At 70.2% G+C, this 19,150-nt stretch carries 12 protein-coding genes; 8 read left to right on the forward strand and 4 right to left on the reverse strand.

What is annotated here, in order from left to right:
* Positions 1-7: 7 nt before the first annotated feature.
* Together ACH4FX_RS10010 and ACH4FX_RS10015 are read right to left on the reverse strand one after the other, a co-directional pair.
* A complete protein-coding gene (locus tag ACH4FX_RS10010) occupies positions 8-1,651 on the reverse strand; it encodes a penicillin-binding transpeptidase domain-containing protein (RefSeq protein ID WP_398477016.1) in 1,644 nt (547 codons plus the stop codon).
* 188 nt (positions 1,652-1,839) lie between these two features.
* Positions 1,840-4,704, reverse strand: coding sequence for a discoidin domain-containing protein (locus ACH4FX_RS10015; protein WP_398477017.1), 2,865 nt, complete (start codon positions 4,702-4,704; stop codon positions 1,840-1,842).
* A 206-nt stretch (positions 4,705-4,910) separates the two neighbouring features.
* Between ACH4FX_RS10015 and ACH4FX_RS10020 the strand changes: the two genes are divergently transcribed.
* The 5 genes from ACH4FX_RS10020 (at position 4,911) to ACH4FX_RS10040 (ending at position 12,447) form a co-directional block, all read left to right on the forward strand.
* Positions 4,911-5,738, forward strand: coding sequence for an ATP-binding cassette domain-containing protein (locus ACH4FX_RS10020; RefSeq protein WP_398477019.1), 828 nt, complete (start codon positions 4,911-4,913; stop codon positions 5,736-5,738).
* The gene (locus ACH4FX_RS10025) at positions 5,710-8,082 is read left to right on the forward strand and encodes a YhgE/Pip family protein (protein WP_398477021.1); all 2,373 of its coding nucleotides are present in this window, start codon (positions 5,710-5,712) and stop codon (positions 8,080-8,082) included. The genes ACH4FX_RS10020 and ACH4FX_RS10025 overlap by 29 nt, the downstream gene beginning before the upstream one ends.
* Positions 8,083-8,123: 41 nt before the next feature.
* Complete coding sequence (locus ACH4FX_RS10030; protein WP_398477066.1) at positions 8,124-8,783, forward strand: TetR/AcrR family transcriptional regulator; 660 nt, start codon at positions 8,124-8,126, stop codon at positions 8,781-8,783.
* Between the two features lie 282 nt (positions 8,784-9,065).
* Complete coding sequence (locus tag ACH4FX_RS10035; RefSeq protein WP_398477023.1) at positions 9,066-10,877, forward strand: NAD-dependent malic enzyme; 1,812 nt, start codon at positions 9,066-9,068, stop codon at positions 10,875-10,877.
* A gap of 658 nt (positions 10,878-11,535) precedes the next feature.
* The gene (locus tag ACH4FX_RS10040) at positions 11,536-12,447 is read left to right on the forward strand and encodes a nitroreductase/quinone reductase family protein (protein ID WP_398477068.1); all 912 of its coding nucleotides are present in this window, start codon (positions 11,536-11,538) and stop codon (positions 12,445-12,447) included.
* 173 nt (positions 12,448-12,620) lie between these two features.
* Here the strand turns inward: ACH4FX_RS10040 and kdpB are convergent, their stop codons facing one another.
* Together kdpB and ACH4FX_RS10050 are read right to left on the reverse strand one after the other, a co-directional pair.
* The gene (kdpB, locus tag ACH4FX_RS10045; protein WP_398477024.1) at positions 12,621-14,936 is read right to left on the reverse strand and encodes a potassium-transporting ATPase subunit KdpB; all 2,316 of its coding nucleotides are present in this window, start codon (positions 14,934-14,936) and stop codon (positions 12,621-12,623) included.
* A 148-nt stretch (positions 14,937-15,084) separates the two neighbouring features.
* Entirely contained in the window at positions 15,085-15,981 is an 897-nt protein-coding gene (locus tag ACH4FX_RS10050; RefSeq protein ID WP_398477025.1) for a DMT family transporter, read from the reverse strand.
* Between the two features lie 350 nt (positions 15,982-16,331).
* On the opposite strand from ACH4FX_RS10050, the gene ACH4FX_RS10055 reads away from it, so the two are divergent.
* From ACH4FX_RS10055 to ACH4FX_RS10065, 3 genes are all read left to right on the forward strand, one after another.
* Positions 16,332-17,294, forward strand: a complete 963-nt coding sequence (locus ACH4FX_RS10055; protein WP_398477027.1) for a LysR family transcriptional regulator — start codon at positions 16,332-16,334, stop codon at positions 17,292-17,294.
* A 146-nt stretch (positions 17,295-17,440) separates the two neighbouring features.
* Entirely contained in the window at positions 17,441-17,842 is a 402-nt protein-coding gene (locus tag ACH4FX_RS10060) for a hypothetical protein (RefSeq protein ID WP_398477029.1), read from the forward strand.
* A gap of 210 nt (positions 17,843-18,052) precedes the next feature.
* On the forward strand, positions 18,053-18,556 hold the full coding sequence (locus ACH4FX_RS10065) for a hypothetical protein (RefSeq protein ID WP_398477031.1): 504 nt from the start codon (positions 18,053-18,055) through the stop codon (positions 18,554-18,556).
* Positions 18,557-19,150: the final 594 nt, after the last annotated feature.

A 19,150-nucleotide genomic window follows, 5' to 3' on the forward strand; every position in this document is an offset into this window, starting at 1 on the left:
CTTCCCCTCAGCGGCTCGCCGCGAGCACTCTTCGGACAATCGGTCCCGCCGCGTCGCCGCCGTGGCCACCCTGCTGGACGACCGCGGCCGCCGCGGCGTCGTTGCGGTAACCGAGGAACCAACTGTTGGCGTCGCCCTGGCCGTCGGCCTCCGCCGAGCCGGTCTTGGCGCCGATGTCGCCGCCGAGTCCGGCCATCGCCCGCGCACCGGTGCCGCTGACGGCCGTACGCCGCATCATGGCCCGCAGTTGCGCGGCGACCGAGGGCGGCAGGTTCCGGATCGCGTGGACGGCCGGCCGGTCGTCCACGTCGCGGGCGACCAGGACGGGCTGGGTGAAGTACCCGGCCTTGGCGGTGGCCGCGACGGACGCCATGTTCAGCGGGTTGGCCTGGACGCGGCCCTGGCCGATCAGCGCCGCCGGGGTGTCCGCCCCGTCGCTCTGCGGCACACTGCCGTCGAACGTCGGTATCCCGACCTTCCAGTCCATGCCGAGCCCAAAGACCTCCTGCGCCTCGCTGCTCAGGTCCGCGCCCGAGATGCGGTCGGCGAGGCCGATGAAGGCGGTGTTGCAGGAGCGCGCGAAACTTTCGGCGAACGTACCGCCGTCGATCGCGAACATGCCCTGGTTGTGGAAGGACCGTCCGCCCGCCGAGGCGTACTTCGGGCACTCCACGCTCTTGCCGGCGGAGACCAGACCTTTTTCCATCAGCATCGCGGCGGTGACGACCTTCATCGTGGAACCGGGTGCCAGCCGTCCCTGGAAGGCCGCGTTGAACTGGTCCGAGCGGTGGTTGGCGACCGCGAGGATGTCCCCGCTGCCCGGCTTGACCACGACGACCGACGCCTCGCGGTAGTCCTTGACCGCCGCCTCGGCGGCCCGCTGCACGTTCGCGTCCAGTGTCGTACGGAGCGTGCCGGGGCGGCCCTTGACGATGGTGTGCAGCGTCTTGCCCGGCTGGCCGCCTGCGGACACGACGCGCACCTCGACGCCCTGGACGCCGCCCGCCTTCTCCCCGTAGCTCTCCCGGAGGGCGGGCAGGATGGTGCCCAGCGACGGCAGTTCGGTGTCGTTCAGTTCGGTGCCGTTGCGGTCGACCGCCTTGATGGGCGGCGCGCCGTCCGCGCCGGTCTGCAGGCTCTCGCCGCGCCGCAGGTCAGGGTGGACCACAGTGGGCTGCCAGTCGACGAGGGCTTTGCCGGTGGTCTTGCCGCGTACGACGTGGAGCGCGGAGTCGTACATCCACGTGGTGTGCTTCGCTTCGTCGCCCTTGCCGACCGTCAGCTCGGCGGTGACGCGGTAGGGCACTTTCGCACCGCTGGCCTGCCCGGGCTTGAACGTCACCTTCGACACCCGAGCTTCGTCGCGGAACCCGGTCAGGGCCTGGCGCGCGCCCGCGGCGTTGTCCGTGAGGAGCGCGGCGGATTCCACGTCGCCCTTGCTCCAGGCCGCCAGGAAGTCGCGAGCCGTATCGCGTATTTCCTCCTCTGATGGAGGTCCGGTCTGTCTGGACGCGGTGGTGCCGGCCGATGTCCCGGATGATCCCGCGCCATCGCCGGCGAACGCCTCGTAGACGTTGTAGGCACCGACACCGACCAGGCCCACCACCGCGGCGGTCACCCCGCCGACCACACATTTCGCAGCCGTACGCACAGTTCCTCCCCAGATCAGACACACCGTGCGCGTCCGGACACTAGGTGATGGAAGGGATCACCGATGTCTCGTTCAGGGGACGGATTGGTCACTTTCGGTCCAGACCAATGACTATGTCAGTAAGAAACGGCCCAGGTCGAAGCGTCACCGGCCTGGACCGTTCCCACGCAGATTCCGGACCGCCCGGGCTACTTCCCCGCCGCCGGCTCCGCGGCCTGCTGGACGGTCAGCTCCGCGAGGCCGGGGCGCTGTCCGCCCTTCACCACATCGGCGCCGTGCACCGTGAGCCGGACGTAGCGCGCCGGTGTACGGCCGTCGTACCCGGTCCCGTACCAGTGCTTGCCGTCCGTCGAGACCTGTGCGACGTACGAGGCGGGCGCGCCGTCCTTCCAGCGCGGTGTGATCTGGCCGATGCGCGCCGTCCTGCCGAGGTCGACGGTCAGGGTGCCCTCGGGGCCTTCCGGCACCCAGGCGGTGGCCGCGTTGCCGTCCACCGCGGCGCCCGCGTACATGCCCGGCTCCTCCGACGTGGCCCGTGCCGTGGCGCACCGGGCCACGTTGTCCGTCGCCGCGAGGTCGGGGCGGCGGGTCTTGAGCGTCAGGGGCATGCCGCGGCCGACCACCCGCTCGCCCTCCGGCGACTCGACGCGCATCGGCGCGCCGACCGTCAGCCGCACCGTCGTGCTGTGCGCGCCGATCTCCACGTCGTACGTACGCCCCTGCCAGCGCAGGCCGCGCAGCGTGACGCCGTCGGAGAGCTGCGGCGGCAGCATCGGGTCCAGGTGCACCCGGTCCTCGCGCATCCGCAGGCCGGTCAGGCCGTTGGTGAAGGTCTGCAGGAAGCCGCCCTTGCCGGTGAGGAAGTCCTGCGCGGGCGATCCGGCGTGCGGGTCGCCCGCGCCCGCCTTGTCGCCGCGCGCCTCGGAGAACTGGTGGAAGGCGCCGCGTACGAACGGCTTGATGGAACGCATCAGGTACGTGTACGTCGAGCAGCCCGGCTCACCGGCCCCGGCGGCGGCGATGGCGTGCACCGAGTCGGTCATGGCCGGGCCGTCCGGGTCGGTGCGTGCCGCGTAGTGGTCCAGCGTGTTGGTCTTCGCGCGCTGCGACATCGGCCATTCCAGCGGGTACATGAGGAGCACCGTGTCGGCCTGCTTGATCGTCGTGTTCCGGTAACCGTCGTACTGCTGGAAGATTTCCTTCTTCGCGTCGTACGGAATGCGGATGTGGTCGGCGATCTGCTTCCAGGCGGCGGGGGCCGGCTGTCCGAGGCGCGCGGCGGCGCGGCCGGCGTTGCGCAGCGCGGTGACCGCGCCGGCGTTGGTGAAGACACCGTCGTCGACGCCGTTGCTGTACTCGTCCGGCCCGGCCACGTTCTTGATCGAGTAGCTGCCGTCCGGGTTACGGGTGACCCGGGACGCCCAGAACTCCGCGATGCCCTTCATCACCGGCCAGCCGCGTTCGCGCAGCCAGGTGGTGTCCTTGGTGGCGAGGTAGTACTGCCAGGCGGCCAGGGACACGTCGCCCATCAGGTGGTTCTGGGTCTTGCAGTGTGGCGGGTCCCAGCTGTGGCACTCGTTCCACAGGTCGCCCTTGCTGCCGCTGGTCCACGGGTAGAAGAGGCCCTTGTAGCCGAGCTTCTTCGCGTTGGCGGCGGCGCCGGCCCGGGTCTGGAAGCGGTAGTCCACGATGGACCTGGCCAGCGTGGGATGGGCGGCGAGCAGGCCCGGGTACATCCATGTCTCGGCGTCCCAGAAAATTTCGCCCGCGTAGTTGTCGCTGGTCAGTCCGGCCGGAGCGATGCTGTTGCGGCTGCCGGCCCGGGTACTGGAGAGCAGGCCGTACTGTGCCGCGCGCACCCACGCCTGCAGGTCCCGCCGGCCACGCCCGTGTACTTCGACGTCGCTGCGCCACAGCTTCTGCCAGGCGGCGGCGTGGTTCCGGTAGAGGGCGTCCCAGCCCCGGTTCGCGGCCCGCCGCGCGGCGTCGGTCGCGGCGGCGCGCGGGGTACGGGAGGTGAGCGCGGTGTCCACGCCGACGTACTTGGTCAGTTCGTAGGAACGCCCGGCCCGTACGGGGAACGTGACGCTCTGCTGGTTGCTCAGATTCTTCGCGTCCCCCGCCCGCCGCGTCGTCGCGTGCTGCGTGCGGATCTGCGGGCCGGGGCGCAGGGTCGAGGCGACCGCGCCGTCCGTCTCCGTGCCGTCCGTGCGGAAGGTCACGTCCATCGTCCGGCCGTCCGGACGTGCGCCGCCGCCGGTCTGCGTCATACGGCGCGCGCCACGCCCGTCGAGGCGGTCGGTGACGGTGGCCCGGCCGCCCCAGTGCGGGGTCATGCGCAGCCGTACGGCACCGGTGTGGGCGCTGGTGCGATCCGTGAGCACGTCGTACACGAGGTCGGTGGCGCGGCCGTCGGCGGCGGTCCACGTCAGAGATGTACGGACAATTCCGCAGCGGATGAACTGGGTTTGGCGGTAGTGGGAGATACGGCCGGCGGGGGTCGCCGAGCCGAAGGTCTGCGGGTGGTCGCCGACGGCGGTGACGTCGAGGCCCGTCCAGGTGGGCAGCGCGGCGATGGCCTGGCGGCCCTTCAGGTTCTCCGGGCCGCGTGCGTACAGGCCGGCCACGAAGGAGCCGTCGTAGCGCGGCGTCTTCAGCGGCCAGCCGGTCGTCTCGCCGGGAGCCGCGTATCCGGCGCCGTTGGGGGCTATGCGCTGGCCGAGGTAGCCGTTGCCGACGAAGGCGTGGTGGCCGTCATCGGGGTCGATGCGGGTGGCGGTGGGGGTCCAGCCGTCGCCGTCGTCCGCACCGGTCCCGTTGGTCGTGCCTGTGCTCTTGCCGTCGCTCTCGCCCCTGCTCTTGTTCTTGCTGAAACGTTCCAGGTCCTGCGGCGCGCAGGAGGCGGAAGCCGAAGCGGGAGCCGCGGCAGGGGCCGTAGCCGTAGCCGCTGAAGCGTGCCGTGCCGGTGTGGTCGCTGCGGCCGATGCCGGTGGCAGCGTCGTGACGAGGGTCCCCGCGAGGAGCGGGGCGATCAGTTTGGCCGAGTGAGTCATCGGTCTCCGTCGCAAGTGTCCTGCCGGCGCGATCGGGTGCCCAAGCACCACGAACCACACCGAGAACATCACCAACAAACGCCCCGAAAGCATCAGGACGCCCCACCCGCCACATGACGGAGTTCACAGGATCGCGCGCTGATTGGTCAATAGGCCCATCCATACGGCACACTTTTAGACTGACCAGTCAGATCAAAGGAGGGGCCGTGGACACCACCCGTCAGGGGGCGGCGGTCAACGCCAGGGGAATCGGAGTGAAGGGTCCACGGGGGTGGGCGTTCAGAGACGTCCACATCACCGCGGACGCGGGTTCGCTGATCGCCGTGGAAGGCCCGTCCGGCTCCGGCCGCACCTGCCTCCTGCTGGCGCTCACCGGCCGCATGAAGCTCGCCGAGGGCCACGCCACGGTCGCCGGGTTCCCCCTCCCCAAGCGCATGGGAACGGTGCGCAGCCTGACCGCCATCGCGCACGTCCCCGGCATCGCCGACCTGGAACCGGCCCTGACCGCCGGGGAACACCTGGAGGAACAGGCCCTGTTGGGCCGCCGGGTGGCCGGTTCGCTGGGCGCCCGGCTGCCGTGGGGCCGCCGCTACAAGGAGGCGACGCGGGCCCGCGTCGACGCCGCGCTGGCGGCCGTCGGCCTGGACTCCGCCACGCTGCCCAAGGGGCTGCGTACCGCGGTACGGGACCTGGAGCGGATCGAGGCGCTGCGGCTGGCGGTCGCGCTGGCCGTCATGCACGGCCCGCGGCTGGTGGCCATCGACGACGTCGACCTCAAGCTCTCCGCGGACGAGCGTTCGCAGGTCTGGCAGATGCTGCGGGACCTGGCGCTGAACGGCACGACGGTGGTGGCCGCGGCCAGCACTGCCCCGGACGACGCGCTCGTCGTCCGTACGGCGCCGGCGACCGCGCAGGCCGATGCCAAGACGTCCGCCGCACCCGCCCCCACCACTTCGACCACCGGCCCGTCCGGTACGACCGACATCCACGAGGAGGAAGCAGCCCATGCGCTCGCCGAAGCTCGCCGCGCTTGAGCTCAAGCGCTTCGGCAGGGGCAAGCTCCCCCGGCTGGGCCTCGTCGCCCTGATGCTGATCCCGCTGCTGTACGGCGCGCTGTACCTGTGCTCGTTCTGGGACCCGTACGCGAACCTGGACAAGATCCCGGTCGCGCTCGTCAACGACGACCAGGGCGCCACCGCCGGCGGCAAGAAGATCCAGGCGGGCGACGAGCTCGTCAAGAACGTCAAGGACAGCAAGACGTTCAACTGGGAGGAGGTCAGCGCCACCGACGCCGCGAAGGGTGTCGAGAACGGTACGTACTACCTCTCCCTGACCGTTCCGAAGGACTTCAGCGAGCGGATCGCCTCCAGCTCCGGTGACCACCCGGAGACGGGCGCGCTCCAGGTCCGCACGAACGACGCGAACAACTACATCGTCGGCTCGATCTCCAAGACGATCTTCTCGGAGATCCGCGCGAAGACCTCGGCGAAGTCGTCGCGGGAGTTCTTCGACAAGATCTTTGTGTCGTTCTCGGATCTGCACGACAAGACGCAGCAGGCCGCGGATGGCGCGGGCAAGATCGATAAGGGTCTGGGCGACGCCAAGGACGGCGCCGGCAAGCTGGCCGACGGCCTCGGCACGGCCAAGGACAAGAACGGCGAGCTAACGGACGGGCTGGGGAAGCTGGACAAGGGGTCCGGCGACCTGAGCAAGGGCGCGGGGACGCTGCGCGACAAGACGGGTGAGCTGAGCCAGGGCGCGGGTGCCGTGAACAAGGGCGCTGGTGACCTGAACAAGGGGGCCAAGGACCTGAACGCGGGTGTCGACACCGCCAGTTCCAAGGCGAAGCAGCTCAGCGACGGCGCCGGCCAGGTGGCCGCCGGCACCAAGCAGCTCGCCGACAAGGTCAACGGCATCGCCAAGAAGGACCTCCCCTTCCTGAAGGAACACAGCAAGGAGATCGCCGAGAAGGCCCGCATCGTCGCCGACCTGAGCAAGGCCCTGGACGACGACCTGGGCAAGCTCCCGGGGAACTCCGCCAAGGCCGCCGCCCAAGCGCGCAAGAACGCCGATGACGCGCAGGCCCTCTACCGGGAGAGCTGCGGCGGATCGTCAGCAGGCAAGGCGGACTGCGCCAAGCTGAAGGGAATCGCAGCAGGCAGCGCCGTTGCCGCTGATGCGGCGGAGCAGGTCAACGACGTGGTGGCCAGGACAGATCTTCAGCACCTGCGTGCCCAGCTCCGTGCACTGCATGAGGGTGCTGCCATGGTCGCCGACCGGGTCCCGGGTATCGCCAACAACGCGGACGCCGCGATCCGTCAGATCAACGAACTCAACGCCGGTGCACAGAAGGTTTCCCAGGGAGCCGGGCAGTTCGCCCAGGGCATCGGGGCACTCGCGAACGGCAGCGGCAAGCTCGTGGACGGCACGGGCAAGCTGGCCGACGGCACGGGCAAGCTGGCCGACGGCAGCGGCAAGCTGGCCAACGGTGCCGGTGACCTCGCCAACGGCGCCGGTCAGCTGCACGACAAGCTCGGTGACGCGGCGGCCGGCTCCGGAAAGATCGGTGATGGTCTCGGTCAGCTGGAAGACGGAGCGGTCAAGCTCAGCGGCGGCATCTACAAGCTCAAGGACGGCTCCAACCAGCTGGCCGGCAAGCTGAACAGTGGCGTTGCGCAGATCCCGGACTACGACAAGAAGGACCGCGACGCCCGTACCGAGGTCATGTCCAACCCGGTCGAGCTGGCCTCGAAGTCGATGCACAAGGCGCCGAACTACGGCACCGGTCTCGCCCCGTACTTCATTCCGCTGTCCCTGTGGGTCGGTGCGATGGTCGCGTACATGCTGCTCGCGCCGCTCGGCAAGCGTGCGCTTGCCGCGGGTGCGCCGGGCTGGCGGATCGCGCTGGGTTCCTGGCTGCCGGCCTTCGCCATCGGCGTCGTGCAGGTGCTGGCCCTGATGGCCGTACTGCACTGGGGGCTCGGCCTGGAGATGGAACGCGCGGGGGCCACCATCGGCTTCCTGCTGCTGGCGACGGCCGCGTTCACCGCGATCATCCAGTTCTTCGGTGCGCAGTTCGGCCCGGCGGGCCGCGTCCTGACGCTGGTCGTGCTGATGCTCCAGCTGACGTCGGCGGGCGGTACGTACCCGGTGCAGACCAGCCCCGGTTTCTTCGGCGCGATCCACCCGTTCCTGCCGATGAGCTACGTGGTGGACGGCCTGCGCCGGCTCATCACCGGCGGTGACCTCGGCATCGTCTGGCAGGGCTCCATCGTCCTGGCGGTGTTCACGGTCGGCGCGCTGGCGCTCACGTCGCTGACCGCGCGCGGCCGGCAGGTCGTACGGATGAAGGACCTGCACCCGGAACTGAGCCTGTGAGCGTGCGCACCGAGCACCCGCGCAGGCATGGGGGCGGCGCCATCAGCGGCGCCGCCCCCGGCCCCGGGCACGAAGCCGTCGTCCCGGCCCATGGGCACCGCCGCGGCGCCACCCGGCGCAAGCTGTTCGACGCCGCCGTCACGCTCATCGCCGAGCAGGGCTTCTCCGCCACCACGGTGGACGAGATCGCCGAGCGCGCCGGCGTCGCCAAGGGCACCGTCTACTACAACTTCACCAGCAAGAACGTCCTCTACGAGGAACTCCTGCGGGACGGCGTCGACCTGCTCGCCGCCTCCCTCCAGGAGGCCGCGGACCGGGCCGTGCGAGTGGACGGCGGCACCCGGGTCGACGCGCTGGACGCGATGATCCGGGCGGGTCTGGACTTCATCGCCGGCTCGCCCTCCCTGACCCAGCTGTACGTGGCCGAGCTGTGGCGTACGAACCGGGTCTGGCAGCCGACGCTCCAGTCCGTACGGGGCCGGGCGGTCGCCGTCGTCGAGTCCGTACTGCGGGACGCCGTCGCCGTCGGGGAACTGAGCGACGAACTCGACATCCCGCTGACGGCGTCCGCGCTTCTCGGCATGGTGCTGGTGGCGGCGTTGGACTGGCTGTCATTCCAGCCGCACCGTTCGGTGGAGGACGTGCACGCCTCCCTGTCCCGACTGCTCCAGGGCCGGGTCAGCGCCGTCCGGCCGGACTAGCGAATTCGCCCTATACGCAGCTCAGAGCCCCGTTCCCGTATCCACCGGATGCGGGGGCGGGGCTCTCGCGCGAGACTGGCGGGGCGGGCGGCCGACCGGTGCGGGGCCGAGCCGGACGAGCGGCAGGCGTGCCGGGCCACGTCGCGGCGGATGATGTCGTACGTGGCGGTGTCCGATGCCATAGGCAGTGGCCGATGCCGTACGCGGCGGCCGTTCCCGTACGCGGCGGCAAGCGGCCGTCGGGACACCAGCGAGCGGGGGGGCGATGCGGAGTGCGGACGTATGGCCGGAGAGCCACGGCTGCCATGGGTGATGAGCGATCCGCTGACCAACCGCGGGACCGCCTTCACCACCGCCGAACGCGACCGCCTCGGCCTCGTGGGCCGGCTCCCCGACGCGGTGCTCACCCTGGACCAGCAGGTGCGACGCGCGTACGAGCAGTTGCGGCGCCAGCCCGACGACCTGGCCAAGTACATCGATCTGGAGCAGCTGCACGACCGTAACGAGGTCCTGTATTACCGGTTGCTCACCGACCACCTGGCCGAGCTGCTGCCCATCGTCTACGACCCGACGGTGGGCCAGGCGATCAAGACGTACAGCCACGAGTACCGGCGCCCGCGCGGCGTCTTCCTCTCCATCGACCGGCCACAGGATCTGCGCCGCTCGTTCGAGGAGCTGGAACTCCGGCCGGACGAGGTGGACCTGGTGGTCGTCACGGACGCCGAGCAGATCCTCGGCATCGGCGACTGGGGCGTGCACGGCATCCAGATCGCCGTGGGCAAACTCGCGGTGTACACGGCCGCCGCGGGCATCGATCCCGCGCGCTGCCTGCCGGTGGTCCTCGACGTAGGCACCGACAACGAGACGCTGCTCAACGACCCGCTGTATCTGGGCGTACGGCACAGCCGGGCGCGCGGCGAACGGTACGACGCGTTCGTCGCCGCCTACCTGGACACGGTGGCGACTCTCTATCCCGACGCGCTGCTGCATTTCGAGGACTTCGGCGCGGGTAATGCGCGGCGTTTTCTGGAGCGGTACGGCGAGCGCTACCGGATGTTCAACGACGACATGCAGGGCACCGGGGCCATCGCGCTCGCGGCCGTCCGGTCGGCGCTGGCCGTCACCGGGGTGCCGTTCCGCGAGCAGCGCGTCGTGGTGTTCGGGGCCGGTACGGCCGGCGTGGGCATCGCCGACCAGCTGCGCGAGGCGATGGTCCGTGACGGCCTGGACGGCGACGAGGCCACCCGCCGCGTCTGGCTCGTCGACCGGCCGGGGCTGCTGCTGGACGACATGGACGATCTGCGCGACTACCAGCGCGGTTACGCGCGGCCCAAGGGGGAGGTCGAGGGGTGGGCGGTTGGTGAGGAGGGCGATCACGGGGGTGGGGACGCGGGCCGCGAAGGGGGTCGTGAAGCGGATGGGGAGGTGGGCTGTGACGCGGACGGTGAGTCGGGCCGTGACGCGGACGGTGACTCGGGGCCCGGCTCGGGGCAGGGGCGGGGACGGGATGAGGGCATCGGCCTGCTGACGACCGTACGGAACGTGCGCCCCACCGTCCTCATCGGCACCTCGACCGTACGCGGCGCCTTCACCCGGCAGGTCGTACAGGAAATGGCGAAGCACGTCGAGCGGCCCATCGTCTTCCCGCTCTCCAACCCGACCGAGAAGATCGAGGCGATGCCCGCCGACCTGCTGCGCTGGACCGACGGCGCAGCGCTGACCACGGCGGGCATCCCGGTGGACCCCGTGGAGATCGACGGTGTCCGGCACGTCATCGGCCAGGCCAACAACGCCCTCGTCTACCCGGGGCTGGGGCTGGGCGTGGTGGTGTCGCGTGCGGAGCGGCTGACACCGGGAATGCTGCTGGCCGCCGCCGAAGCGGTCGCGGGGCAGGTGGAAGGCGGCGGGCCCGGAGCGCCGCTGCTGCCGCAGGTGGAGAATCTGCGCGCATCTTCGGCGGCCGTCGCGGTGGCGGTGGTACGGGCGGCCGTCGCGGAGGGCGTCGCACGCGTCGCTCCGGACGATGTCGTACAGGCGGTGCAGGACGCGATGTGGCAACCGGTGTACAGGGAAAGCTCGCGGGAATCCGGGTGACGGGGCTATCCGAGGGCGGCGGATCTATCCGGGGGCGGTCTCGGGAGTTCGGTTGACGAACCCATAGGCGAATAGGTCTAATGATGACGCGTGTGCACGTGACGTCGGCCAAAGAGCAGTGGGTCGGCCGGCAGTCGGGTGACACACCTTTTCTCTTCAGGGATCACGCCATGAGTTCATACTCCACAGGACGAGCCTGACATCAGCAGCGGGCCGCGCGTGCCGACCATGTCCGTACGCCGTTCCTCGTCTCGTCTCGTGCCGATCCTCCGCCGTCATCAGTGATCGGTGGTCGTTGATCGGTGTCGATGATCGACGGACGATGGCCGTTGCTGATCGCCCGTAACGGGTGACCGACGCCCTCTCCGGATTCTCCGAGCGAGGTCCGCGTGCGCCGGCGGCACTGCCGCGCCGCTTTCTCCCCTCTTTCACCTTTACCGCGGTCATGGCGGCTGTGATGCGTCGCGTTCGAGAAGTGCGTGCGACGCGCGTTCAGGGAATGTGCGCGCGAGCCTTTTCAACGCGCCGCTCTACAGACCGCCCACGCGGAAGACGCTTCACGGAGAGCGACATCACCATGCCCAATTCCTCCCACCACGCACCTTCGAACCCCGCATCTTCGCACCGCACACCCTCCAACCACACGTCCTTCAATCAGATGGTCATCGACGAGTTCCGGGCCAACGGCGGGAAAGTCGGCGGCCCGTTCGAGGGCGGCGACCTCCTGCTGCTGACCACCAAAGGCGCGAAGTCGGGGAAGCCGTACACCGTGCCTCTCGGATACGTCCGTGACGGCGGCCTACTGCTGGTCGTCGGTTCCAATCTCGGCGCGCCTCACCATCCCGACTGGTACCACAATCTGCTCGCGCACCCGCAGGTGCAGGTGGAGGTGGGTACCGAGACGTACGAGGCGATCGCGGTGCCGGCCGAGGGCGAGCGGCGGGACCGGCTGTTCGCGCAGGTGGTGCGCGGTGCGCCCGGGTACGCCGACTATCAGGCCAAGACCGCCCGGACGCTGCCGGTCGTGGTCCTGGAGCCTGCCGAGCCCGAGTACGAAGAGGCGGACGGCGCGGTCCTGAGTGAGGTCACCTCGCTCGCCGACAAGCTCGTGCAAGTCCACACCTGGCTGCGCGCGCAGTTGCGGCACGTACGTGCCGAGGCGGAGGCCCATCTCTTGGCGCGGGCGGCTCACCAGGGGCCGGGGGAACCGCCCGCGCCGGGGCTCGGATTGCGGATCCGGCAGCACTGCCTGGCCTTCTGCCAGAGCCTGGAGTTCCACCACACCGGCGAGGACGCGCACGTGTTCCCCGCCATCGGCCACTACCACCCCGAACTGCGTCCCGCTCTCGACCGGCTACAAGAGGAGCACCGGACGATCACCCGCATCCAGAACGATCTGCTCGCCCTCCTGGCGGACATCGGCACTGCCGACCCGGAACGTTTCCGCACCGAACTGGAGCGGATGTCGGAGGAATTGCTGGCCCATCTCGCCTATGAGGAGGAGCAGGTGATCCCGGCCCTGGCGGGGGTGCCTTGGCCGCCGGTGCGGGAGACGGCGCCGGGACAGTAGGGGCGCTGGACCGGCTGTACCGGGGCGGTCGGGAACGGTCCGGGGCGGTCCGGAGCCGTCAGGAATGGCCCGGGACGGTCGGGCGCGGCGAGCCGGGACAGCCTGCGGCAGTCGGTCGGATCGTGCCGGTTCCCGCCGGCCCGGTCCGGTCCGGCCCTCTGCCCACCCCCTGATCACATCCCCGGCACCAGCTGAAGGAGCAGATCGATGAGCTTGATGCCGAGGAACGGGGCGACGAGCCCGCCCAGCCCGTACAGTCCGAGGTTCCGGCGGAGCATCGCGTGCGCGGAGGCCGGCTGGTAGCGGACGCCGCGCAGGGCCAGCGGGATCAGCGCCACGATGATCAGCGCGTTGAAGATGATGGCCGACGCGATGGCCGAGGTGGGGCTGTGCAGGCCCATGATGTTGAGCGCACCGAGCCCCGGGTAGGCCGCGCTGAACATGGCGGGCACGATCGCGAAGTACTTCGCCACATCGTTGCAGATCGAGAATGTCGTCAACGCACCGCGTGTGATCAGCAGCTGTTTGCCGACGGCGACGATCTCGATGAGTTTGGTCGGATTGGAGTCCAGGTCCACCATGTTCCCGGCCTCTTTCGCCGCCGAGGTGCCGGTGTTCATGACCACGCCCACGTCCGCCTGGGCGAGCGCGGGCGCGTCGTTGGTTCCGTCGCCCGTCATCGCGACGAGGTTGCCGCCCTCCTGTTCCTGCCGGATGCGCGCCAGTTTCTGCTCGGGTGTGGCCTCCGCGATGTAGTCGTCCACACCGGCCTCCGCCGCGATGGACCGGGCGGTCAGCGGGTTGTCGCCGGTTACCATCACCGTCTTGACTCCCATGGCCCGCAGTTCGGCGAAGCGGCGCGCGATACCGTCCTTGACCACGTCCTTGAGGTGAACGGCGCCGAGCACCCTCGCGCCGTGCCGGTCGGCGACCGCCACCAGCAGGGGCGTACCGCCGCCCGCCGCGATGGAGTCGACGATCCAGTTCGCTTCCGGCGGCACCTTCCCGCCCAGCCGCGTCACCCAGTCCCGTACCGCTGTGGCAGCGCCCTTGCGTACCAGGCAGCCGCCCGACCAGGCCAGATCGACGCCGCTCATCCGCGTCTGCGCACTGAACGCCACCCAGCGCGCGGCCCCCATCTCCCCCTCCGTACGGACCCGGACGCCGTACTTCTCCTGCGCCAGCGCCACGATGGACCGGCCCTCCGGTGTCCCGTCGGCGAGCGAGGAGAGCTGCGCGGCGTCGGCGAGCTGGGCGTGCGGGATGCCGTCCAACGGTACGAACGTGTCGGCGCGGCGGTTGCCGTACGTGATCGTGCCGGTCTTGTCGAGCAGCAGCGTGTTCACGTCCCCGGCCGCCTCGACGGCCCGGCCGGAGAGTGCCAGGACGTTGCGCTGGACGAGCCGGTCCATTCCGGCGATGCCGATGGCCGACAGCAGCGCGCCGATGGTCGTCGGGATCAGGGTGACGAGCAGCGCGACCAGTACGGTCAGCGGCTGGGCGGCGCCCGCGTAATCGGCCATCGGCTGGAGCGAGACCACGGCCAGCAGGAAGATGACGGTGAGCGCGGCGAGCAGGATGTTCAGTGCCAGCTCGTTCGGGGTCTTCTGCCGGGACGTTCCTTCGACGAGCGCGATCATGCGGTCGAGGAAGGTGTGGCCGGGGCGGGAGGTGATGCGGACGACGATACGGTCGGACAGCACCGTCGTCCCGCCCGTCACCCCGGAACGATCGCCGCCCGACTCACGGATGACCGGAGCCGATTCGCCGGTGATCGCCGACTCGTCGACGGACGCGGCGCCCGCCACCACTTCGCCGTCGCCGGGCACGGTCTCGCCCGCGTCGACGACCACGATGTCGTACGGCCGGAGGTCGGCGCCCGGTACCGTCTCCTCCTCGTACTCCCGCTCCGCCATTCCCACCCGCCAGCTGCGCAGCCGGCGCGCGACGGTGTCGCTGCGCGTCCGGCGCAACGTTTCGGCCTGCGCCTTGCCACGCCCCTCCGCGACCGCTTCGGCCAGGTTCGCGAAGATGACGGTGAGCCAGAGCCAGCCGCTGATGGTCCAGGCGAAGACGCTCGGGTCGAGGACGGCCGAGAGCGTGGTGAGCAGCGCGCCGGCCGCCACGACGAACAGCACCGGGTTACGGACGAGCGTCCTCGGGTGCAGTTTGCGCAGCGCGTCCGGGAGGGAGGCGAGGAGTTGCGCAGGAGCGAGTACGCCAGGGGTGGGGAGCTTGTGCCGGTGGCGGCGCGTTGAGGTGTTTTCTGTGAGTGCCGCGTGTTCTTCCGGGTGTGCGGCTTCGGCGTAGTGGCCGCCTGTGCTGGTGGGGCCGGGGATCGAGCTGGTGGACGAGCCGGAGCCGGTGGCCGGATCGAGGCCGATGGCCCGGTTGAGGCCGGGAGTCGGGCCGAGGCCGGTGACCGGGCCGGATCCGATGCCCGTGGCGGGCGGGGTTTTCTGCTGTTGGTCCGAAGCCGGAGGCTGCATCGAGGAAGCTTTCGGGGCGGCGGGGAGACGGTGGCGGTAAGGGGGCGGGGCCTGTCGTACGGATGGATTCACTCAACCGTGCGTACGCACCGCGCCGAGCACCCCTGACGCCACTCTGTCGCCCAACCCGCCCTGGCTTACGCTCCCTTTACGCCGACCGCTTTCCTCGCCCGTACGGGCGTAGGGGCATACGGGCCTTTGCCCGCGCCCCACGCCGTCGGCCCACGCCCCACACCACCAGGACCACCAGCACACATCCCGCGAGTTGGCTCACCGTGGGCCGTTCCCCGACCGCCACCCCAAGCGCGAGCGCCATCACCGGTTGCAGGAGGAGCAGCGCCGCACCGACGCTGGGCGCCAGGCGCGGGAGCGCCGGCGTCATCACCAGCCAGGCCAACACCTGTCCGATGAGGGCCAGTGCGGTCAGCCAGCCCCAGGCGTGTACGTCGAGGGAGATGTCGACGCCGGTCCATGCCCCGCCGATCAGCGCGGCGGCGATCGCGGCAGCCGCGGTGGACGTGCAGACCGGGCCGGCCGTATGGCCCTGCCCGCCACCGAGCCGCATCAGGAAGAGGTACCCCGCGTACCCGAAACCGGCGATCAGACCGAACGCCGCGCCGGCTCCGGGGTTGCCGCCCTCCGCCGGAGCGCCGACGGCCCCACTGGCCAAGGCGACTCCGAGCAGCATGACGGGCACCGCCACAACGAATCGCCGCGGTACGGGAGTACGGGTGAACGCACGCGCCAGCAGCGGGAAGATCACCACCTGGATGTTGATGACCACGGTCGCGATGGACGCGCCCACGTTGTGGATCGCCGCTGCCCAGAAGACGTAATCGAGGCCGAGTGACAGTCCCGCGGCCAGGTCGAGACGCCGCAGCCGCCACGATCGCGGTCCGGCCGTCCGCCGCTCCGCGAGCGCCAAGGGCACCAGTACGAGGAGCGCGATGGCGCAGCGGAAGAACGCGGCCGTGCCCGCACTCGTACCGGACAGTTTGACGAACACGGCGGAGGCGGAGATGCAGAGGCTGCCGCCGAGCACCATCAGGACGGGCTTTCCGCGGGCGCCGAGGCGGGGCGGAAGCGGGCCGGGACCGGACGAAGGGGGGTCGGCGCGCGCACGGCCACGGCACAGCTCGTCACTGAGCCCACCGCCGCCCGACCCCTGCCGTACCGCGCCGCGCCTCGCTTTCCGGTCTTCGGCTTGCCCGTCCCCGGCTTTCCCGGCTCCGGCTTCCCCGCCGCTGGCTTTCCCGGCTCCAACTCCCCCGCACCGGGCTTCCTCGTCCCGTCGAACCGTCATCCCTCCACCTTGGCGACCACCACCCCTGAACAAAAGCGACGATCTGTCATCACAACTCCGTACCTCTGCTTACGCGTCGCTACCCTGAATCGATGATCAACTTGGAGCGGTTGCGCGCGCTGGCCGCGGTGGACACCCACGGTTCCATCGCCCGTGCGGCACAGGCCCTGCACATCACTCCGTCCGGCATGAGTCAGCAGCTGAGCAAGCTGGAACGGGAGTGCGGGCACAGCCTCTTGGAGCCGGAGGGGCGCAGCGTACGGCTGACACACGCCGGCCGTGTGCTCGCGGACCACGCAGCCGCCGTCATGTCCCAGCTGGCCGCGGCCGAGGACGACCTCGCCGCGTTGAACGACGAAGTCCTGGGCCCGCTCCGGGTAGGCGCCGTCGGCAGCGCCATCCGGACCCTGCTGCCCACCACATTGGCCACACTGACCACCCGCCACCCCCGTCTCATCCCGACGGTGCGCGACGGTGAGGTGGCCGACCTGCTTCCCGCCCTGCTGCGCGGCGATCTCGATCTGCTTCTCATAGAGAACTGGTCAAACCGGCCGCGCCACATACCGGAGGGCGTGACCGTACGCACGCTCCTCACGGAAGAGGCACGGGTGGCGCTGCACGAAGGGCATCCGCTCGCCGACCGGCCCGTCCTCCGCCTCGCCGAACTCGACGACGTCCCGTGGGCGGCCTGCCCACCGGGGGCCGAGCCGCGCGAAGCGCTCGTACAGGCCCTGCGCACCTGCGGTGTCGAGCCGGACCTCCGCTACAGCATCAGCGACCACGCCACGCAGCTCACCCTGGTGGCCGCCGGTCTGACCGCCGCGCTCATCCCGGCCACGGCCCACCGCCAGGCCCCGCCCGGCGTCCGCTTCCTGTCGATCGATCCGCCCCTGAGCCGTGACGTTCAGGCAGCGTGGCGTCCCCGTGCGGAGACCCCGCCCGTACGCGCCTGTCTCGACGCCCTCGCGCAGACACCCGCCCGGCCCGGGCCCGGGGACCTCCCCGCCGAATCCGCACAGCCCACGCTCCCTACGCTTCCGGCGCCTCCGACGTAGGAGCCTTGGCCGCATCCCCCACACAGCCCAAAAATCGCTGCCGCAGAGAACCGAACGCACGGATGCGACGTGGGTTAAGTTGACCAGCACTGACGCAAACGCTGACAGGGACACCGGCAGAACCACCGTCGAAGGAGGGGCAATTCATGGCAGATTCCGACATCCCGGGCCATGTTTCCGGCCAGTCATCCACACCTCCCCCTCCTCCGCCGCCACCTCCGCCCCCGCCGCACGCCGACCCGGTGAACGGCGGGCCGCGGCCGGTTCCGTCCACGCCGGAGGAGGCGCTGGAGATCGGCCGGCAGCACTTCCCCGATGTCGGTTCACCCGGCGGCCCATCCGGTCTGTTCGTCCACGAATTCGACGTCGGCTACCTCGTCCGCGCGAGCTGGCCGGCCCCGACGGACCCACAGGCGCCACCGGCCAACCCGGGCGGCAGCAACGTGGCCATCTCCAAGATCAACGGAGAGGTGACCTATCTGCCGAACCATCCCCCGGAGGAGGCGGTGAAGATCTATCACCGCTGGTACCGGCCCAGCCCGTCCTGAGGCGTGCGTCGGGGAAGTCGAGCGGACGCCCGTCCAGGGGCGTGCGTCGAGGGGTACGCGCCCGGTGACCGTACCCGCAGTGCCGTACGTCCGGGAACGCGGCGTCGCACCGATGTCCGGCCTCGTCCCGGGGGTTGGCAACATCTAGACTTTGGCATGAACATCTCTTTGGGTAGCAGCTGATAACGGTACGGACAACACGGGGGCGTTGTGGGAGCAGGTGGTTTCCAGACCGAGGTGGAGTCCCTGAAGACGGAGGGCACCAACTTCGTCAAGCTGGGCGAGGACTTCCAGAGCTCGGTCAAACGGCTGATGGACGGGCTGAGCGCGCTGGGCGCGGGCCCGCCGGGGACACCGCCTGCGGGCGGCGGCCAGAAGGAGCCGGAGAAGTCGTTCGGTGAGCAGTTCATGAGCGGCCTGACGTCGTTCGCCAGCAAGGCGGACATGCCGCCGTGGGGCGACGACGAGATCGGCGAGAAGTTCGGTGTCGTCTACGAGGGCGTACGCGACGGCATGTACGAGTCGATGGGCCATCTGTCGTCGAAGCTCCAGGAGATCGGCAAGGCGCTGAGCTCCATGGCCAAGAACTACGCGGAGGGCGAGGACTTCAGCGACTCGCTGATCAAGCAGCACGTACCGAACGAGCAGGGCTGGTCGGATCCGCTGGCCTCGTCCAAGTCCGTGTCACGGCTGGACGGGCCGAAGCCGCACTGAGGGTCGTGGGTCGGTGGGTTCGCGGGCCGGTGGGCCTGTGGGCTCGTGGGCCGGTGGGCCTGTGGGCTCGTGGGACCGCAGGTCTCTCGGGTTCGCGGCCGTCTGCCGCTCGGTTCGCTGGTTGCTCGGTCCGATAGATGCTCGGTCCGCTGGCCGGTCGGGCTTCGGTCCCTCTTCGGTCACCGGGGCGTCGGGCACAGACAAAAGCCGGCCACTCGGGGCGGCAGCCGTTCTGGGCGTCGAATGCTTCGGGCGTCCGCCGCTCAGGACACCGGTCGTACGGGCTGAGCCGCCCCAGCCGGGCTTACGGGTGGCCCGTACCGGACGTACGGAACACCGTCGGCACCACCGACACCGCCCTCACCACTGGCACCACCACCAGCAAGGCCCCGACCACTCACCTCACCGTCACCCACCTCGTCGTCACCCGCCTCACCACCGCCAACACCAACACCAACACCGACACATCGCGCCTCCGCCGGTTCCCGGCGGGCCGTAAACGCACTTTCACGGGGGAGCACCGCCTTGTCTCTCATGCTGCCGGACCCGCTGGAATGGGTCCTGGACATGCTCGGCTTCAACTGGCCGCATGCC

Origin of the sequence: Streptomyces sp. NPDC018019 (genome assembly GCF_044327805.1) — a bacterium.
Lineage (GTDB): Bacteria > Actinomycetota > Actinomycetes > Streptomycetales > Streptomycetaceae > Streptomyces.

Bases quoted from the DNA above. Each gene is read 5' to 3' on its own strand.
- ACH4FX_RS10025 (WP_398477021.1), top strand. From the start codon at position 5,710: ATGCGCTCGCCGAAGCTCGCCGCGCTTGAGCTCAAGCGCTTCGGCAGG.
- ACH4FX_RS10060 (WP_398477029.1), top strand. From the start codon at position 17,441: ATGGCAGATTCCGACATCCCGGGCCATGTTTCCGGCCAGTCATCCACA.
- ACH4FX_RS10040 (WP_398477068.1), top strand. From the start codon at position 11,536: ATGGTCATCGACGAGTTCCGGGCCAACGGCGGGAAAGTCGGCGGCCCG.
- ACH4FX_RS10015 (WP_398477017.1), bottom strand. From the start codon at position 4,704: ATGACTCACTCGGCCAAACTGATCGCCCCGCTCCTCGCGGGGACCCTC.
- ACH4FX_RS10050 (WP_398477025.1), bottom strand. From the start codon at position 15,981: ATGGTGCTCGGCGGCAGCCTCTGCATCTCCGCCTCCGCCGTGTTCGTC.
- ACH4FX_RS10055 (WP_398477027.1), top strand. From the start codon at position 16,332: ATGATCAACTTGGAGCGGTTGCGCGCGCTGGCCGCGGTGGACACCCAC.
- kdpB (WP_398477024.1), bottom strand. From the start codon at position 14,936: ATGCAGCCTCCGGCTTCGGACCAACAGCAGAAAACCCCGCCCGCCACG.
- ACH4FX_RS10035 (WP_398477023.1), top strand. From the start codon at position 9,066: ATGGCCGGAGAGCCACGGCTGCCATGGGTGATGAGCGATCCGCTGACC.